The sequence below is a fragment of the Nocardia alni genome, assembly GCF_019038435.1.
Taxonomy (GTDB): domain Bacteria; phylum Actinomycetota; class Actinomycetes; order Mycobacteriales; family Mycobacteriaceae; genus Nocardia; species Nocardia alni.
This window is the reverse complement of sequence record NZ_JAGPOX010000021.1, coordinates 26,122-42,928: the sequence shown is the minus strand read 5'-3', so window position 1 is coordinate 42,928 and position 16,807 is coordinate 26,122. Positions and strand designations below refer to the sequence as shown.

Here is a 16,807-nt window from a genome sequence, read left to right as displayed (position 1 = left end):
TCACACCGGGAGATCCTGCGCGAGAGCTCAGGACGATGGTGCAGGAACGAGTAGGCGCATTTTTCCACAACACGTATGCGCCTGGCACAGAAGGTATTTGCATCGTGTGCCGCGGCGCGACGGGCGACGATCGCCTCTGTGGCTATTGCCGTAACCACCAGCGTCAGTTCCGCGGCCTACTGGCCGACCGAACAATCCTGTTGACCTACGCCCAGGGCTACCATCCGGACGGAAAGCACCAGTCCGCACACGAGGTCCGCGCGTACAAGGCACACCCTCCTGTACCCCGCTGCAGTCAGAACCTACGACTCGTGATCAAAGCCGCAGTGGCACTGCACCAGTCGTGCATTACTAGGTGGCTCGGCGCCAACTGGGACGCGATCACCTTCGTCCCGTCGGCCGAGCGCCCCGCCCAAACGCATCCCTTGGCCCAACTCGCCGGAGACGTTCAGCAGGTCACATCGAATCTTCCGATATTCCACCTGACCCCCGGTCCAGGCAGCGATTCCCGCCGCGTACTGGTCGACAACCGGTTCGCCGTACCCAAAGATCAGCGATCGATGGTCAACGGCCGCAACGTACTAATCATCGATGACACCTGGACCTCCGGAGCCAGCGCACAGGGTGCCGCCATCGCGGCCAAGCGCGCCGGCGCCAACACCGTAACAACCCTATGCATCGCACGATGGTTGAGCTGGAAATGGTCACCAGATCGGCCCGTGCTCCAATCCCTCGACAATCCTTACGATCCTCTGGTCTGCCCAGTCGACGGGCTCATCTGTCGATCCGCAGCAAGATTCACCTGGGGTCATACGTAGCCTGTGTCCGTCCAACTACGCGCTTGGCGCAACGGCAGGATTTGACGGGACATGGGATCGAGCAGCTCGGTGAACAACGATCAAAGCTGATGGTGATCAACCGCCCACTCGGAACTCATACTCCCTCGGTCTGAAATCGCTGCTCCAAGTCGTTGAGCATCGCCTGCAGTGGTGCCCAGCACAACCCGACGCTGTCGTTGTCGAAATCCGGATTGTCTGCCAGTTCCTTGCCAGGATGGATGTAGTTACGGAAATTCCGCACCGTATGCATAAATGTCTTGGCATCCAGCTGAATCCATCCATGAGCGTGGGCCGTGTCGATAAGCATCGCAAGGTTCGGCTGCCTGCTCGTCACGAGCTTGCCCTGCGGATCCACGAATCGATTGTTACGGCACTCCTCGTCACGCTCGGTCAGCATCGTCAGAAGCATCCCTTCGACAAAGCTACCGATCGCGATGACCGCCATCGTGTACGCCCCGCTCCGCTGACAGATCCGCGCCTCGGCCGCCCGCTTGAGGAGCAAATCCGCAGTGCCCGAATTATCGATCAACCGGCGCACCCGTTCATCGAGATCGTGCGGTTCGGCATTGGTCGAGCCGGAGCCGTTCGCACCAAGTTCCGCGACCACGGGCCGGCCGCCGGTGTCGATCACCAGGAGACCCTCCGCTTTAAGTACCTCATTCACCATATTGCGGAAAGCTCTTGCGGCAGCATCACCTTCGTCGTATTCCAGTGGATCGCAGACGCGACACAGCAGACGTTCGATGTCTCGCGACTGATTATTCCGCTCCTCCATCTGCTCAGCGAGCCACGAAACCTTGCTTGTCCCATCGTATTCCGGTGGATCCTGCCAACCAGCCCGAGCAAGGAGGATCTGCAGTTCTCGGCCCGTGCGGACATACGGTCCATCCGGGTCGACGATTATGCGCGCCAGTCGCTCAATGGTTTTCGGATCAATCGGAGACATCACAGTTCCTCCCGGTCTTGCCAACGCTGCGCTTCGTCCCAAGCCTTACGTAGACTCTCGTCGATCTTGCGACCGCGGCGCTTGAAGCCGAGGTCCTCCCGCACCTGCCGCATCCGTTCCTCCGGATCCAACAGCACCCCATCCGACATCCGCCAGCGGAACATCGAAGTCACTTGAGCATGCGAATAATTGTCGATCGTCAGCCCTGGACGCACGTCGGGACGCGGGAGCTTCGGTCGAATCTCTCTGGTGTGCACGGGAATCGCTCGATCCATTCGGACTACCTCGAACGCCGACTCCTCATTGCAAGCGGCGACGGCTTCGTCGAACGCCGTGACGATACGGTCGAGTTCTCGTTCCGGCTCGGTGAACCACGCAGATGCCCATACACGATGGAATCGCCAACCCAACCGCTCCAGATGCTGCTGGCGCAGACGATCTCGGTCTCGGGCGCTGGCCGTGCGGTGGTAGCTGTCACCATCTGCTTCCACGGCAAGGATCATCCGACCGGGCTCCTCCGGATGCGGAAGCGCAAAATCGATCCTGTAGTCCGATACTCCCCATTGAGGTACAACTGCGAGCCCCCGGCCGATCATGCCATCGTGGATCGCCTGCTCGAACCCATTCAACTCGGCCGCGACAGCCCGCCCCACGGATGCTGTGTCCCCGCCCCGACTCGCCGCATCCAGATAGCGGCGCAGCAGTTCGGTACCCGTCATCCGGTCACTCGGCGACAGAGCGCCCGGGGGAAACGATGAGACGACCGTCATACGGCGTTTGGCTCTCGTCACGGCCACGTTGACCCGCCGCTCGGTTCCCGCCTGGTTGAGCACGGCGAATCCCTGCCTTCGGACTCCGCCCGTCGCGTTCTTGGCGACCCCGAGGCTGAGGATGATGGCATCACGCTCGTCGCCCTGCACAGTCTCGATGTTCTTGATGAAGAAGCGTTTGGTGGGCCCACGATCGTCGGCGAAGAAGTCGTTCAGGTCCGGCCTGCCTTCCTGGGCTCGACGAATCGCCATATCGAGTTTCTTCTGGTGCGCCGCACCGAGGGTGATGACCCCCAAGCTCTCGTGCGGCCGGGTTTCAGCGTGCTCGATGATCAAATCGACGACCCGTAGCGCCTCGGCATCAGCGGAACCGTTCTCCCCCGGCAGTACTCGGCCGTCGACCACCTCGAGGCTGACCGGTGTATCCACACGCGCGCCGGGAAAAGATACCAGCTCGCCGCCATACACTTCCTTGTTCGAGAATTGGATCAACCGCTCATCCTGGCTGCGGTAATGCCATTGCAACCGACAATGATTCGCGACCATCGGCTGAAGGGTTGTCAGTATGGACTCATAATCGCGCAGCTCGACATCGGCGTCGGACTCGCCGTCGTCGGATTCGAGCCGGTCGAAGAAGCTGGTGGGTGGAAGCTGCTTTTCATCACCGGCCACTACCAACCGCCGCCCACGCATGATCGATGTGATCGCATCATGCGGCTGAACCTGACTCGCCTCATCGAAGATGACCAGATCGAACAGCTGCTCCGCCGGTAGAGCCCGGCTGACTACCAGCGGCGACATGGCCCAGCACGGTCGCACGGCGAGCATGACATGCGGGGCCTCGGCGACCAATTTTCGCACCGGGCGGTGACCGCGCTTCTTCTTGCCCTCCCGTTGCAGCAACATCGACTCATCGGGGTATTCGGCACGTGCCTGCATGGCGCCCCGCGCGACGCGACGAAGGATCCGCTGAACCGCAAGGTCGAGATGTCGTTGGTCGGACTCGCGGAACCGTTCGAGTACCCGATTGTGGGAGTCTGCCTGGAAATCGCGCAACGGCTGAGAGGTCAGCATGAACTCTTCATCGAGCGACCACATCAACGCATGACGGAACAACAATACTGCTTGTTCGGGATCGGCATTTCGTTGCGCGATCTCTTGAAGCAACGGATCCAATCCGGCACCGCGCATCCGGCCGAGCCGGGCGTTCAGATCGGGCAGAAAGGGAACCATCTGGCGGTCCGCAGCCAACACGTTCAACCCGCGATCGATGTTCTCGAGCGGTTGCTCTGCGAATTCCACGCCGGCAGTCATCGCGATGGCAGCCAGCTGGGTTTTCAGTTGATCGTATTGGTTACTGACGAGGCCCAGGTCACCGATCCGACCCGGCCCTGACGGCGCGCCGCCCAGCTGACGCCACTCGTTCCATTCCTCCAGTACCTTGGTCACCCCCGCGTGCAACTGCGGCTTCTGGGTGATCCCGGATGGGTTTTGCCGAAGCTCTTTGAGCCGGTACCTGCGCTGTCGCCACCCGAGCTTCGGCTGCAGCCCATTCCGCGCACCCCGCCCCGCCGTAGCCACCCGGAATTCGTTCAGTGGTGCGTGAAAGATATCGGGCCCCAGGACGCGGGCGCTTTCCGATATCGCGCTCAGCAGCCGCAGGGTGCGATCCCATCCCTGGAAGTCCTTCGGCTCGAGCAAGCCCGCCTGGGCGACCAGCGCGCGCATGCTCGCTTGGCCATCCCGCAACGTATGAGCAGTAACCTGCTCCAGCCGGAGCAGCACGTCACGGGCATCCTGCTCGGTGGCGACTCGGGCCTGCCACCATGGTGATTCGTGCCGGATGAGCCGCAGGCCGCCATTGGTGACAAATTGCCTCAGATCGTCCTCGACCGATCGGCACGCGTCGGGTGTGAATTGCTTCAACGATCGCAAACGAATCGAGGTCTCGATACCGCCAGCCGAACTGACGATCTTCTCGCGAACCTGGTAGGCACTCAGTGCCCACGGCTCGTGCGGAGTGTGCAATGCCTCGGCGTACTCGTTGAGACGTCTTCGACTGTCGTCCAATTCGCGATCCAGGTCGTCTCCGTCGACAGCCTGAACGCGGGACAACTTGTCGAAGCTCTCGCTCAATTGCGTTGCAACAGCTCGGTTACTGAGTGAGGACTGATGCAAATCGAGCACCAGTGCGCCGAGTTCGATCTCCTTCAGCCGATCCGTCACCGCCTCGATCGCCGCCCGTTTCTCGGCAACGAAGAGGATCTTGAGCCCCGCCGCGGATCCGGCGGCGATGATGTTCGCGATCGTCTGACTCTTACCGGTACCGGGCGGACCGTCGATTACTACATGTCTATCACCCAAAGCGGTTGCGATGGCACGGTATTGGGAGGAGTCCGCATCCAGGACCAGAGAGTCGTCCCGCGACGGAATCTGGTCCGGGCGCGCCGGGATGTATGGAGCCTCGCCTCGCGGGTCCGGGCCACGAGGCGCACAGCCCGCCAGTAGGGCGACCAGATCGTGCTGTGCCATCAGGTGCGATGCTGATCTCAAGTCTTGGACCATTGGAAGCTTTGCGTAATTGCAGATCCCGATGGCCGTCAACGGCTCGAACCCCAGCTTGACCCCCTGCTTCTCGGCAATTTCAGCGATGCGCCGGAATATCTTGTCCACCAGCTCATCTGGTCTTACAGACCCCTCAGCTTCGGCCAGCACGCCGTCGAACTCGACACCGTTGATGTCAATCCCGTATTCGTGCTGAAGGCAGTACAGGAGTACGGGATTCAGCTCGGGTTCCGGGTCCGCTTTCAGCGTAAAGTCGTTCTCGGCCGCGGTACGAGCTTCGACGGTGATCTGATACAGCAGCAACGGTGCACGCAGCGCGACCGCCGCGCGTGCACCCCCGCGCTTGACCTCATTGCTGGTCACCCGACCGTAAACGAGACGACCGACGTCGGTACCCTGCTCCTCGCTGAAGCCGCGGATCTTACGCACCAGACTGCGGGTTCGCGTACAGGCATCGCGGTACGCCTCGTCACCGGAGAACAGCTCACCCAACCTGGTCTGCCGTCCCGAAATAAGCTGCGCCACCTGCGGTTCAGGGCTGGAGCCGAGATCCAGCGCGGTCGTCTTGGTAATTTTGAAATTCAGCATCCCGTTGCGGTGGTCGAGCTGGATCAGCGCGTTGGACCACTCTTCCGCCTTACGTTGCAGTGCATCGTCGGCATCCTGAAGTCGACTCGTCATGCGGCAGCACCTCTCGGAGAAAATTCACACCCTGCACAAGACTGCGCACGGCCCCCGCAGCCCACCCGTATCTGTCCGAGTCGAACAGTATGCACCGTCACCAGGCAACTGATCTAGTCTCGCTGCGTTGTATGCGAACTTCTGGAGCATTCGTTACGTGCGTCGTCGTACTGCAGCAACCGTGTCGTCACCGAACCGTGCCTTGACAATCGAAGTGAGCGCGCCGGGGAGCCGAATCCGAACGGCCGCAGTCCTATCCGACCTTGTCCATCCGACGTCTCCATGGCAAGGACTGCATCGCAACTCGATCGGCATCGACCTGTCACCTGCAGGCCACCGTCGCGACTCGGTGAGTCGCCTCAATCCGACGTCAATTCCGTTCCGTCCCAGGTAAATCGCGCTGTGGTCACCGCATCGTCCCCGCCTCCCGTGAGGATCTGATGGATCCCGATCCCGCTCAGCTCAGCATACGTGCACCACTCATGGTCGGAAGTGAGTACGAGGTCGAGGTCCAAAGCCGCGAGGAGTGCGAAGATCTGGCCGCGATTGGTGGTATCCACACCGACGAACACCTCGTCCAGCATGATCACACGCGGCGCCTGTGGTGTGGCCTCGTAGTGTGCGGCTACGGCTGCGAAGAGTGGTAGATGCAGGGCTATGGCCTTTTCGCCGCCGGAGAGGGCGCCGTGGAGTTTCTTGGTGAGCAACTGGTAGCCCTCGCCGTTGCCGCGGTCTACTTTGACGACGAATCGATGCCATGCGGTGTAATCGAAGACCTGGGCCAGTTGTTGTTCCCAGCTTGTGGCGGTGTCGTCGGCCTTGGCCTCCTCGATGCGGTCGCGCAGGAAACGATGCAGGGCTTCGTGATCGGTCTCCGTGAGCCGGATGGGGTCCTTCAGGAGGAGGTCGCGGGCCGCTTTGGTGCCGGGAGGCAGATCGGGAGCGACCTGCCAGACCAGTTTGACCGATACGTTCGAGGCTGTTCGGACCTTCTCCAATCGGGCGTTCATGTTGTCCACCAGCTCGTTGGCCTGGCGGATCCTGGCTGCCAGATGACGGCGAGTGTCGCACTCTACGATCCACCATTCAGTAGCATGACTCCGCGTGGACCTGAAGAGTTGTTCTCCGCAGCGGAAATTGATGCGATCGAAGAAGTGCTCGCCCACCTCCGTGCCACGGCGATCCCCCACGACACAAAGATCGCCTAACTGATTCGCTAACTAGAAGAAGTTACTCGAAGTAGTCGTCGTCGACCTCAACGATGGGGATCACCTTCCGTTCCTGTACGCCCACCCCGTACTTGATCATCAGAGACGTCAGCCTTTCGCCATCGATGAGGACGACCCGGGTATTCTTGATCGAATTCGCGTATTCATGTGCACCTTTAGAGAAGCTGCTTGTCGTAATGAATACACCCCGAGAGGCGCCGACGCCATGCAGCGCCCCGACAAAGGATTGGAGTGTCGGTCGTTGTACGATGTTTTCGGCTCCATACCGTTTGGCCTGGACGTGAATCCGGTCGAGGCCAAGTGGGTCCTGGTCGATGACGCCATCCACACCTCCATCTCCGCTTCCCCCTATTCGGACAGCTCGCTTTTCGGCGCCGCCGTACCCCATGGCGATAAGCACGTCGAGTACAGACTGCTCAAAATCGTGTGGGGTTTGATCGCGCAGTCGCTTGAGTAGCTCTGCAGCGACGTCGGCGTGAATACGGGTGATGCCGGATTCGATCTGTTCAATGGGGTCGGCCGAGTTAATCGGTTCCGCAGGCGCTGCTTCGAGGCTCGCTAGCACTGCACGGGATCTCATCGCAGTATTGGCCTGATATGCGGGTAGGCTCTTCAGAGTCCGCTCGTCGAGGCCTGTCGGATATTCTACGAGAGCAGCACGCCCGGCATCGGTAATAACATAATGCGCCTTGGCTGGTTTGGCAATGAGCTCGGCACGATACAAACCACTCGATGCCCAGCCGATTCGGTTCAGTGAGCGTTGCTGTCCGGATGGCAGCATCTCGGCACGCTGCTCGGCCGGCATGTGGATACGGTCCAGGACGGCGTTTTCGAGTTCGCGTTTTTTCCAAATCCTGCCATCGCTCATCACCTCCAAGATCGGCGTGAGAAACCTGTACCATTCACGCATCTCGGTGACTTGGCCTGCAGTCATGGTTCCCCCTGTGTTCGAGCAGCCTTCGGATACTGGGCGCTGCGATTGTGGTAATTTATGTATACAGCATTTCTGCCCGGCTCCCACTTCTTGCGGGAGATGGTAGTAGAGGTCGTCTCCGGCCTACAGCCAGACAAGATCCAGGTTGAATTGGGGCCTTTCGGATAGTTTTTCATAGCTGAACATACGGAATTGATCAGATTCGGTTCGGAACGCTCTAGGCTGACCTGGTTTATACATGTCCAGAAAGTCTCTGAGATCGGAGTGCTGTAGGGGATGCTCCCGGGTGAACATCCCGCGACTACGGAGATCATAGGCCCACAACTGGCGCGTTGCGGGGTTCCCTCCACGTCGAGCAATCTTATCGAAGAACAGGACGTTCGCCTTGAGTCCGGCAGCATAGAATATGCCTGTGGGCAGGCGGAGGATTGTATGCACGTCGCACTCCTCTAGTAATCGCCGCCGAACCGTCTCGCCGACACCGCTGGCGAACATGAAGTTGTCAGGTACGACGATTGCGGCTCGTCCGCCGATACGCAACAGCGAATACACGTATTGCACCCAGTTGACTGGCTGGTTCGTTGTAGTGACCCAATGGCCTTGCGTTGTCTCGCCTTGTTTATCCCAAGCTTCCATACCGAAGGGTGGAGATGACAGCACGAGAGAGGCGCGGCGACGAGGCCGTGCGGCTAAAGCGTTATCGGCTTCGATTAAATCACCCCCGTCGACTCGGCCGATCCCATGCAGAAACATGTTCATCCGAGCAAGCAGGGCTGTTTTAGAGTCGAATTCGATACCGCTGATGCCACCGTCGGCCAAGTGCTCGATCTGATCTGCACTCAGCGCGGAGCCATATTTGTGTTCCAAGTACTCATACGCACTAATGAGGAATCCACCGCTCCCACAAGCAGGGTCGACAATCGTATCGTGCGGTTCAGGGGCCGCGCACGCTACGATCGTGTCGATCAGCGGGCGAGGGGTGAAGTGCTGACTCGTTCCGGAACGGACGTCTGCGGCGAATCGATCGAGTAGCGCGTCGAACGCACCGTCAGGTGTGCCGTCGGCTGGGGCCGGCTGTGACCAGGTGTGCTGGTCAATCAGTTTGATGATATCGCGCAGGGTCGTCGGTCGACGGACGGTCTTGCCTACTTCGGTAATCTTGGTGAACGGATTTCCCAACTGAGCAAGTTCGTGGAGAATGTGACTGTACTGCCCCATTAGGTTTTCGTCTTCAAGATTCCGCAACGATTGCCATCCGAGGTGAGCCGGCACCGTAAGCCGGGCCTTCTGGCTTCCAGACTGCTCATCGGCAACCTTGAGAGTCAGCAGGAGCGAAAGCTGGTCGGCATAGTCGATAGCGGACACCCCCTCATCTCGCAGTACTGTCGCGATCTGCCATAACTTCTCAGCAAGTAGCCGGTCACTAGAGAACCTGGCACGTGATAGGAGCGTGGCGGCGTCGAAGGGGATATCAGAAGTGCCGAGTTTGGTGGCTGTGGCGGTGAGTTGGCTGACCTGGTCGGACAAAGAGCGGACCAGCTCGCGAAGTTCAGCTTGGTCGGCGATGGCCTGGTGAATCTCATGGTCGGCGACGCTGCGGGCTTGCGATTCTGCCTGTATCCATGCTGACTGCTGGTCAAGCTTCATAGACTGCTCATCGACGGTAAACCGAATGCCAATAAGCTCTTCCCGGTATGCCTCCAACTCGCGCTTCAGCTGCTCGGAGGCTGTTGCTTGCTCATTGCCAGAAAGCGCTGGCGGCACGAATGGCGGTAGCTGTCTGTCGTCAGAGATCGTGCGTTCGAACCATACACCCAGCTGGTAACACTCGTAAACGAGCCTCAGGGCTGCACTCTTGTCGTCGAGGTTGTCGTGTGCTGCGGAATTGCCGGTCAGACGGACGTCGGTGAACAAGTCACTGACGACGTCGCTAATCAAGCCCCGAGCCTGTAGAACTTGTATCCGCTGGCTGAGATTGCCAGGTTTACCGCTCACAGCAAAAGCGGCCCAGAGTAGCTCAGTCAGTCGCTCAACGAACTGCCTGGCCTTTACCATCGCGGCCATGGGGTCCGAATACACGTGTGCCTCTGCAGACGCCCCCAGGAGGAACAAGAGCGAATCTCGGGCTGCCAAGTAACCAAAGTTCGATGACAGCTGCGCCGTCTTGTACAGCTGTGAATCCGAATCCATACGTCCCCTGCAGTGCGTTCGATGACAACAGAGCAAAGTAACACAGCGCTGCTTAGCCGACTGCCCAGAGCCGACCGAGTACGTGTTCACGCATTAGTTGCGTCCCGCTCCGTGCCGTATTCAGTACATGCACAGCCTCACGCCCGGTCAAACCCAATCGTTCCGCGAGTCCGAGCGGAACAGTATCCGTATCCCCAACTAGCTCGACGAGGAACCGATTGCGTGCTTGCTCTGCCACATGAATATCGGCCGAGGCCTTCCGAAACACCTCCGACCGCGGCGGTGTCCGCCCTCCCGATCCGAGCGTGTCCAGTTCCCCGGTCGCAACGAGTCGGGCGCGGGCACGTTCGAGCTGCGACATCACCTCGGCTTCGCGGTCGGCGCTCATGCGATCACGATATCGCGGGCCGCTAGCGCGGCGTCCAGTTCCCTGACTGACCGCGTATCGGCCCACGGTGACAGGTGATGCCGTCCCTGGACAATCGCACCTGCGAGTCTCGGTGAGCGGTTCTGCACCGCCAAGACGGCCGCTTCGGCGACCGCGCCGGCCGCCTCCTCGATTTCGTCGAGCTGGATCAGGCCGCGTTCCAATTCCAGGAGCGTGACCGCCCGGTCTCGCACATAGTTCGATGGCATGGTCGCCAGCGCGTGTCGAGATGCCTCCACCGCGCGGACGGCATCGCCCAGGACGGCCAGGCAATTGCCCCGATAGCTCTCCTGGATCCCCGCGCCCATGAAGTAGGCGCGGCTTTGGGACGGATGGCACGGCTCGATGCCGACGAGCATCGAGTCGGCCTCGTCGAGCGCCTCCAAACATGCCGATCGTTGTCCTGCGATCGCCGCGGCTTCAGCATTGCGTATTGCGACGTACGCTCGCAGGTGCCGGTCTTGTGATTGCGCCACCCAGCTACGCGCCGCGACCGCGTAGTCGACTGCTATGCGTGGCCGGCGTTGCCAGGTCTCCAGCTGCGACAGGTGGCACAGCATGTACGCGCCGAGATCCGAGTCCTCGGCCTCGTGGGCGTTCTCTCGCGCTTGGGTATACAGGCGTGCCGCAGTTGGATAATCTTGCCCATCCCAGGCCAAAGATCCTGCTAGACCGGTCCATTCGGCGTACAGCGACATCACCTCTGACCGCAGCGAGGCCGGACAGTCCCGCAGCATCGCCTCCGTGACCTGCTGTTGGGCGATGACCATGCCCTGCGCTGCGGGAGAGCCCAGCATGTCATCCAGTTGCATTGCCTGGTGCAGTGTCGAACGCAGCAACGACACCGCCTCGATGTCCGGTCGGCCTGCACCGGACATCAACCATGCCGCCCGTTCGGCCGCATCGCCGAGTCCCAACGCGGCCAACGCGCCAACTCCGAAGGCACTGATCTTCAACGCTTTTCGACGATTCACGTCGTCCTCATTCCGACGTAGACACTCGAACCGCTCCACGACCTCCTGCGGAGCCTTTGCGAGCATCGTTGCGTAAGCGGCTTGTCCGAGCCCGCCGACCGGCGTCGCGTCCTTCTCCCAACGTCTGACCGATCGCTCGGCCACGCCGAGTGTGCGTGCGAACGTGCCCTGTTTCATGCCGTAAGCGCGACGTAGCGCAACGCAGTCTTCCCAAGTCCATATCGCGACGAAAGCCATAACAGCCCCCTGCGGAAAAGTAGTGATCGCCACTCTAGACGGTCTTTGTCCGGCTGCGCCTGCAGTAAGAGCAGTAGTCGCCGATTCAGCCGGTTCCTGTCCGGCCATGTCCGGAAATGTCCGGCGCCACAGCGAAAACATTGCACCTGGCTCCGGCATCGAGTCGACACCGCGCCCTCGAAGTCCTCGATGCCGGGCCGCCTTCCATAGTCCAGCGACACATGACATACCAGGGGTGAGATGCGATGACGTTCAACTGGCGGCGAGGACACGAACCGGACCACAACTCGGTGCAGGCCATCATCGACCGCGTCCAAGCCGAATGGCACGCAGAGCGGAGACGCGCCCAATTCCGCGCCCAGATCGTCGACGCTGGGCTTTGGCCTGCCGGATGGCCCCACGAAGCACCCGAGGTCCCCCTGAGCGTGGAAGAATCTCACCGAACTATCGAGCGCCACAGGGGGTGTCGTGTCGACGAATGCCCGCAAAAAGCAGCGGCCATACAAACGCTGACCGCACCGCCGCGTGAGAAAATCGCCCGAGCCAGACTTTCCGACGGACCGCCGACACGCCCGGTGTAGCCTGCCGACATGTCACGCAAGGACCTGCCACATGGGATCGGGGAAGCTCTCGATGCCATGTCCCCCGACGACCTGCGTTACGTACTGGGACAGCTCCTGGCGGCCGGGGCGACGCTCGGCGAGCAACCCGCCGAGCCAGCACCCTCGCGACGGCGTCCGCGACGTACCGAGCTCAGGAAATATCGTGTCCGCGTAGACCTTCGCGGCACCAAGCCTCCGGTGTGGCGCCGACTCGAGCTGTCCTCGGATCTATTCCTGAACGAGCTGCATGAGGTGATCCAGACAGCGTTCGGGTGGACAGACAGCCATCTGCATCAATTCGGCAGCGGACCAACGTATTACGATCGCCGAACGGAGTACTACCTGTGCCCGTTTCAGGTTGAGGAGGGTGAACCCGGCATCCCCGAGGAACAGGTCCGCCTCGACGAGGTACTCGCCGAGATCGGCGACGTCTTGTACTACTGCTACGACTTCGGTGACGACTGGCAGCATACGATCAAACTCGAAGCCGTTCTGCCACATACGCCCGCCGCACCTCGCGTTGTCTGCACCGGCGGCCGCCGGCCCGGTCCGCTGGAGGACTGCGGCGGCACGGAGGGCTACGAACTTGTCGCCGCCGCAACCGATCCCAGTCACCCCGATCACGCTGCGGCCCAGGCTGAATTCCTCGATCTCTATGGCGAAGAAGTGCCTCCCCACTATCGGTTGACTCCCTTGGACTTTGAGGCGATCAACGATATTCTGACTACAATCGATACTGGTTCGAGCGAACCTGAAAACGGACGCGAACTGCCCCCCGCATTGGCGGAACTGGTGGGTAGTCTGCCGACTCCCATGCGAAAGCGGTTGCTCGCCTTGATCGATCGGGCCGCGCTAGCCGAACCGGTGTTGGTCGACACCACCGCCGTATCACAGGCCGTGCGTCCCTACCTGTGCGTAATCGAACATGTCGGTGCCGATGGTGTGAAACTGTCCGCCGCCGGATACCTTCCGCCCCGGATCGTCGAGTCGATCTTCACCGAACTCGGCATGGACGAGCACTGGATCGGCAAGGGCAACCGCGAAGATTTGACACCGCAGGTGCTGCGGCTGCGCGAATCGGCACAACGAATGGGGTTGCTACGGAAGCATCGTGGCCGACTCGACGTCACCAGTAAGGCGCGTGAGCGGAGCCAAGACCCGGTCGCACTGTGGTGGCATCTGGCCGAACGCGTTGCGCCGCTGACCAAGAAGCGTCACGAGCAGCAGGCCGGGCTGCTGTATCTCGTGGCCGTGGCCGCGGGTGCCGAGACCGACGGCATCGACCACACAGTCGCGCAGCATCTTGCCGCACTCGGCTGGGTCATGTCCGACGGCGGGCCATGCACCGCAGCCGATGCCTCACGCGCAGCGCATTCGGTCAAGGACACACTGGATAGCCTAGGGCTATTGCGCCGGCAAGGCGGCTCGCAGCATCTGACACCTCAAGCCATCGTCTTCGCCCGAGCCGCACTGCAGGACCGGTCACAAGCCTGAGCGCCGGGTGCAGGCAGGTTCATTCCCGCAATCGACGCCCGGCAAGGCGGCCACCACACAAGTCCGGAAAATGGCCCCGATCAAACCGGCTCGGCAGATCGTCAGTAGTGCACCCGGCAGATCCTCAATAAGTCTTCGGCAGATCGTCAGCAGCCTCCGTCAAAAAGGCGCTCTTCCTGCTGGTTTGCCTGTAATCAAGGCCGACGTCGGGCGGTGCAGGCTACTCGGCCCTCGCTTGGCCGACACAATCAATCCCCTCTCGGCGGGACAGGACCGAAGTCGCCTTCGAGGGGCTCCTGTAGCTTCTCGGCAAGTACCGGGTCGGTAAACACGAACGCCGTGTTGCGCCATTCGTAAACCACCCGGGCCACCGAGGACCATTCACCCAGCTCCGCGGATGCTTGAAAAGCACGGGCGAAATCTACGACGAATTGGCCACGCTCAGGTTCCGGAAGGAAGTCGACCCACGGAAACTCGTCCATCAGTGCTCGGGCTGCGAGGTCGTGTGGGAGGTGCGCCAACACGTTACGCAGCGCACGGGCGGCGTTGATCGCACCATCCGACGCGGACCGCGCGCGATCTTCCCTTATCAGCAGCAGCGGCACGCCATCGCGACGCCGTACCCGGACAACGCCGTCCTCGGCCAGTCTCGCTACCTGCTTGGGGTCGCGCCGTAGCTCACTCCACTGCACCTCGGTAACCATGCGCGAATTCTGAACTTTTTCAGAAGTATTGGCAAGCACATCGCCTACCAGCCCCTTCGCACGATTCACGGCGGCACCTGGCACCACACCGAAGATTGTGGCGGCAGGCCACGACCAGACGCCGGATAATCGGCTGCTGCGGAGGTTCAAACCCGGAAATCATCTACGCGGCATGCGGTTTCGGTCGGTATTGTACTGTCGTCCCTAGTCGATGGGGGCAACGAGGGGGTGTTGATGGTGATCAGGATTGATCCTCAGATCTACTACGATTCCGCCAAACAACTGCGCACGCTTGCCTCCGAAGTCCATCGCGTGGCTACAGCACTCGCCACTGGGTTGGGGGCCACGGCGGGGATGGGCGGTTCGGACCCGGCGACGGCGTGGAACAACGCGTACCGCCAACACGCGAACGATATAGTCGACACAGTGATCGCGTACTCGACCGCGATCGCCCGCTTCGCCGATGTCCTCGACGTCTGTGGCTGGAACTGGGATACCGCCGAGTACAACGCGAATATCAGCAAGAACAAGGGCCCAGCTCCCGGCAAGCCGCAACTGGGCAAGGCTCCAACGGTGGGCGTGGCAGATCTTCCCCATGTACCGGACCCCAACGCCGGCAGCGCGATCGGATTGACCATCGACCCGCTGATGGCGAATCCGTTACTTACGATGTCCTCGCCGCTGGGTAGCCTGCATATGCCCAGCGGCAATACCGATCTACTCGACGGAGCCACGACGGCGTGGACCGTCTTTGCGAACAGTGGTCCGATGAATACCGACAGCACTCCGCAGAGAATCAATGATGCCTTCGGTGTCATCAGCGCGCCCGAGGTATCCGATATAAACCAGTTTCTGGCGTATTTGGAGCAGGGTCAGACTGCAATCTGGAATGCGGCCTCCGGCCTAGCCAAAGCCGTGCGCGTCTACCACGATGAACTGATCGCTTTCCGATCCGGACTGGCGGCTGCGGCGCCGGATGTATTTCCACACCATCATGTTTCGACCGCAACCATCTCCAGTCAGGTGCAGATGACCGTCGTCGGTGACGTGTCGACCGACGAGATCGGTACCGCCGTAACCAAGCTCGACGATGTTTATTCCGGGCATTCCCTGGCGGGACTGTTACGAACTCCGACATTCGACGGCACCGACGAACTCGGCATCATCAGCCAATTGAGGACGATCGGCGAGATCGCGCTCCCCGCGGAATCGGGCAACCAGGCCGACAACGCAGGCATCGACCGTTCGTTCGACAATATCTCTACCTGGAATGCGGCGCCAACTCAGCTGTCCGCCGTCGACCCGAGTAAGCTTGATCCTTCGATGCGCACTTGGGTCGAGTCAGCCGTGAAGTACGGTAATCAAGCGGGTGTAGATCCCCGCCTTGTCATGGCTGTAGTCCTCAATGAGGGTGCGACTCGCAACCAGGTTCTCGGTGGTGTCGACAACACTGGATACGATGCAGTCCGCTACCTCGGCAGCCCCTTCCGCAACAATTCCCTCGGCCTGACCAACATGAAGGAAGACACATTCAACTCCGTGAAGCAAGCATTTCCCGACCAGTTCAAGAACGACGACTGGCACGATCTGACCGGAAATAATGACCTTGCTGTCAAGGCTAGCACCTACCGCCTCAAACAGATTCAGGATAACTATGCCGGACGCGTACCAGATGACATGAGGGCGAAATACAGCTTCAATCAATTCATGACCGCAGGCTACAACGCCGGCGATGGGGCCATGAGTGGAATATACATACCTAAAGGTAGCATCGGGCCCGATGGGCTCGCCTACAGCAATCGCATACTCAGTCGGTTCGATCAAGCCCAGTCAATAATGTGCGGGAGCGGTGCCTACATATGTCGATAATGCTGCGTCGAAGCGCTTGGAAATGGATTGCATCTACAACCGTAGTAATTCTACTCGCAGCGTTCGGGGTCGTGCTCTGGACATGGCTACACCGACCAGCCGAGTCAACTCGGATGATGGATCGAGTCACTATTTCAGGGTTCGAAAAGATTGCACAGAAGGTAACTACGAACAATGGAAGCGAAGACTTTCCGCCGAGCACAACAGCATACTTTTTCGGTCCAGGCGGTCGAGTGGATGTCTCGACGCCGGACTTCACACACGATGCGGGTGCCACCGACCTGCCCAGAGATGAACCTAGGTCGCGGCAGACGGTGCTCTACCTAGGTTCGAGGCCAGGAGATTG

General features: G+C 60.5%; 10 protein-coding genes. 3 read left to right on the top strand and 7 right to left on the bottom strand.

The features are described from left to right. The first annotated feature begins 35 nt into the window (after nt 1-35). Complete coding sequence (locus JZ791_RS11020) at nt 36-818, top strand: hypothetical protein (RefSeq protein ID WP_216894132.1); 783 nt, start codon at nt 36-38, stop codon at nt 816-818. Nucleotides 819-933: 115 nt separating this feature from the next. Here JZ791_RS11020 and JZ791_RS11015 read toward each other — a convergent pair whose 3' ends face one another. The 6 genes from JZ791_RS11015 to JZ791_RS10990 all read right to left on the bottom strand — a co-directional run bounded on the left by JZ791_RS11015 (nt 934) and on the right by JZ791_RS10990 (nt 11,792). After that, a complete protein-coding gene (locus tag JZ791_RS11015) occupies nt 934-1,785 on the bottom strand; it encodes a hypothetical protein (protein WP_216894131.1) in 852 nt (283 codons plus the stop codon). Beyond that, entirely contained in the window at nt 1,785-5,801 is a 4,017-nt protein-coding gene (locus JZ791_RS11010) for a PDDEXK-like endonuclease domain-containing protein (RefSeq protein ID WP_216894130.1), read from the bottom strand. The genes JZ791_RS11015 and JZ791_RS11010 overlap by 1 nt, the downstream gene beginning before the upstream one ends. A 359-nt stretch (nt 5,802-6,160) precedes the next feature. Continuing rightward, nucleotides 6,161-6,967: an SbcC/MukB-like Walker B domain-containing protein gene (locus tag JZ791_RS11005; protein WP_216894129.1), complete on the bottom strand. Its 807-nt coding sequence runs from the start codon at nt 6,965-6,967 to the stop codon at nt 6,161-6,163. 64 nt (nt 6,968-7,031) lie between these two features. Then, complete coding sequence (locus JZ791_RS11000) at nt 7,032-7,964, bottom strand: restriction endonuclease (RefSeq protein WP_254205535.1); 933 nt, start codon at nt 7,962-7,964, stop codon at nt 7,032-7,034. Between the two features lie 123 nt (nt 7,965-8,087). Beyond that, nucleotides 8,088-10,154 carry an HsdM family class I SAM-dependent methyltransferase gene (locus tag JZ791_RS10995; protein WP_256461857.1) on the bottom strand — a complete coding sequence of 689 codons (2,067 nt, stop codon included), beginning with the start codon at nt 10,152-10,154 and terminating at the stop codon, nt 8,088-8,090. Nucleotides 10,155-10,538: 384 nt separating this feature from the next. Next, nucleotides 10,539-11,792, bottom strand: a complete 1,254-nt coding sequence (locus tag JZ791_RS10990) for a helix-turn-helix domain-containing protein (protein ID WP_216894127.1) — start codon at nt 11,790-11,792, stop codon at nt 10,539-10,541. A gap of 590 nt (nt 11,793-12,382) precedes the next feature. Between JZ791_RS10990 and JZ791_RS10985 the strand changes: the two genes are divergently transcribed. Continuing rightward, the gene (locus JZ791_RS10985; RefSeq protein ID WP_216894126.1) at nt 12,383-13,888 is read left to right on the top strand and encodes a plasmid pRiA4b ORF-3 family protein; all 1,506 of its coding nucleotides are present in this window, start codon (nt 12,383-12,385) and stop codon (nt 13,886-13,888) included. Nucleotides 13,889-14,136: 248 nt separating this feature from the next. Here JZ791_RS10985 and JZ791_RS10980 read toward each other — a convergent pair whose 3' ends face one another. After that, nucleotides 14,137-14,661 (bottom strand): hypothetical protein, encoded by a 525-nt coding sequence (locus tag JZ791_RS10980; protein ID WP_216894125.1) that lies wholly within the window; start codon nt 14,659-14,661, stop codon nt 14,137-14,139. 165 nt (nt 14,662-14,826) lie between these two features. Between JZ791_RS10980 and JZ791_RS10975 the strand changes: the two genes are divergently transcribed. Continuing rightward, nucleotides 14,827-16,461 (top strand): hypothetical protein, encoded by a 1,635-nt coding sequence (locus JZ791_RS10975; RefSeq protein ID WP_216894124.1) that lies wholly within the window; start codon nt 14,827-14,829, stop codon nt 16,459-16,461. Nucleotides 16,462-16,807 lie beyond the last annotated feature (346 nt).